The sequence below is a fragment of the Sphingobacterium litopenaei genome, assembly GCF_014692495.1.
GTDB lineage: Bacteria > Bacteroidota > Bacteroidia > Sphingobacteriales > Sphingobacteriaceae > Sphingobacterium > Sphingobacterium litopenaei.
The window spans coordinates 1-2440 of the sequence record NZ_JACOIJ010000071.1; the positions used below are offsets into that span (position 1 = coordinate 1).

Annotated in this window: 3 protein-coding genes; all 3 read left to right on the top strand. The window is 32.0% G+C overall.

Annotation, left to right across the window (positions count from 1 at the left end):
* The first annotated feature begins 258 nt into the window (after window positions 1-258).
* Window positions 259-870, top strand: coding sequence for a Crp/Fnr family transcriptional regulator (locus H8B04_RS16765; protein WP_190303058.1), 612 nt, complete (start codon window positions 259-261; stop codon window positions 868-870).
* Window positions 871-959: 89 nt separating this feature from the next.
* On the top strand, window positions 960-1388 hold the full coding sequence (locus H8B04_RS16770) for an SRPBCC domain-containing protein (protein ID WP_190303059.1): 429 nt from the start codon (window positions 960-962) through the stop codon (window positions 1386-1388).
* Between the two features lie 353 nt (window positions 1389-1741).
* Entirely contained in the window at window positions 1742-2203 is a 462-nt protein-coding gene (locus tag H8B04_RS16775; RefSeq protein ID WP_190303060.1) for a hypothetical protein, read from the top strand.
* Window positions 2204-2440 lie beyond the last annotated feature (237 nt).

The window sequence follows — 2440 nt, forward strand, 5'->3', positions numbered from 1 at the left end:
TTTTTGCCTTCGTAAAGGCCTTTCATAGCTTCTTCTTTGAAGCGCTCAAAATCAAATTTCTCGTTGTTCATTATACTGTGTCTAAAAATAAGTATTTATTTAATGACACAGTTTAATTTACACCCTCAGGCGTTGTAATTTACCCTGCCCTTCAATGGTATTAAATGGTATTAATAACTTTTTATTATAACAATTTTTCATACTTTAATAAACCAATATAAATAAGAGATTAATACATTTCATAATTACCTTTATATTATGCAAACACAGAGTATTCCTGATTTATCCCCGACACACTTATCACAGTTACAAGAAAGTATTCAAAACACATTTGGTATAATAAATACCCAGGAATTAAACCATATCATAGAGTTATTTAAGTGGAAGCCAATCAAAAAAGGTGAAATAATACTTCGAACTAATCAAAACTGCCAAGCGATGTACTTCATATTATCAGGTTACATACGTGTTTTCGTGGAGACTGCTGATAAAGAAGTTACGCAATGGATAGCTTACCAAAATTATTTCCTGACGGATTTAGCCAGTTTTATGTTTGACAAACCCGCCCGCTGGACGTTCCAAGCACTTACAGACGCAGAGGTGTATATGATTAATAAAGACGAATACAATCGAATAAAAGATTTTGTACCCACATGGCCAGAAATAGAACGACTTTTCATTTGTCACTGCTTCACCACTTTAGAAGATCGCGTATTTAGCCATCTTTCCATGACAGCCGAAGAGCGCTACCATTATTTTTTTCAGAATAATAAAGAATTATTTAACCAGGTTCCTTTACAATATATAGCATCAATGCTGGGTATGACTGCCGAAACATTTAGTCGTATTCGTCGAAAATATCCATTTTAATTTCTTGATTTATATCAAGTGGCTACTGTCTTAAAAACATCAACTTTGTACTATTCAATTAACAAAGCATTTACCTAATACAAGACAGTATGAAAAAAGAAATTAAAACTGAAATTATCATTAATGCCACACCTAGTAAAGTTTGGGACATTCTACTGAATTTCGAAGCTTATCCCAGTTGGAATCCTTTTATCCAAACTATTAAAGGAAATCCTGAAGTGAATAATACCATTCAAGTCACTATTGCTCCTCCCGAAGGATCGAACATGACCTTCAAACCTATTATATTGGAGAATGAAACGAACAGAAAGTTGGTCTGGGAAGGTAAACTTTTTATACGCGGAATTTTTGACGGAAAACACCGTTTTGACCTTTTTGAAAATGAGGAGGGAACGACATCTTTTGTTCATTCCGAGGAATTTAGTGGATTATTGGTTGGATTATTCAATCTTGAAAAAACGAAACAAGGTTTCGTATTAATGAATGAAAGCTTAAAAAACAGAGCAGAATCAGATTAATTTAAATTTAAGTAATCAATATTTCTTAATGAAATTACAAAAACCCAAACAAAGAAACTTTAATTTCCTAATAATTCATTGATTTGTATACAAATAATATCATTACTTATTAAGCTTGTCATCATGAGAAGAAGCATTCATAAGTCTTAAAAAATGATTTTTATTGTAGCGTTCCACGTATTATCACGTTATAATATTGTACAGTTAATATTTTTTATTGTATAAATACTTATTTTTAGGTATTCTATACAAAATTGATAGACTTTTTAGTATATTTAGACTTTGTTAAGTCAGACGCAGAAATATAACTTAACATAAAAAAACTACCAACTACCTTTAACAATGTAATTAATATGAAATTAATTCAACTTCAACCCAAAATGACGGATAGCATGCTCGATGATAAATTAGCGAAAGCATATCGGCGTTTGCATAAAGTTTTGGCAATAGCTGAAACAAAACCATTATCCGAATCTACCATTTCAAAAATCAATGAAAAAGTGCATGAATTAAATGCTTCCACCAAGATTAATGGAGCTTTGTACCGACTAGTAAATTTAACAGAAAACGAAATTATAACTATTTTAGAACAAGACATTGACATCGTCCCAGTAGGTCATTACAGTAAAAAATGGACAGCCGTTGGTATTACACTTTATGGAATTCCTTTCGGAATAATATTGGGACTTTTTACGCACAACATGGGATTATTCGCAATTGGACTACCTATAGGCTTAGGAATTGGAGCTTTAATAGGACGCAGCAAAGATGCACAAGCGGCAGCACAAGGTCGACAATACGATATTGCGATCTAATGTATTTACAAGTTAGAAATTCAAAACACGAAAGATTTATTTTTCTCTGGAACTATCTTTCGTGTTATTTCGTGCTTTTTTAGTTATAGATTGTGCGCAAAGGAATTATTATCAGTAGTGTCCAAAATAAGGGAAAAAATGGCGGTGTATTTATATAGCAGGGATTGCTATATTTAATTCGCTAAAATTCCATCACCGCCATGGTAAATATAAACGTATTTTCTCAGATATTAGGAC

Bases quoted from the DNA above. Each gene is read 5' to 3' on its own strand.
- H8B04_RS16770 (WP_190303059.1), top strand. From the start codon at position 960: ATGAAAAAAGAAATTAAAACTGAAATTATCATTAATGCCACACCTAGT.
- H8B04_RS16775 (WP_190303060.1), top strand. From the start codon at position 1,742: ATGAAATTAATTCAACTTCAACCCAAAATGACGGATAGCATGCTCGAT.
- H8B04_RS16765 (WP_190303058.1), top strand. From the start codon at position 259: ATGCAAACACAGAGTATTCCTGATTTATCCCCGACACACTTATCACAG.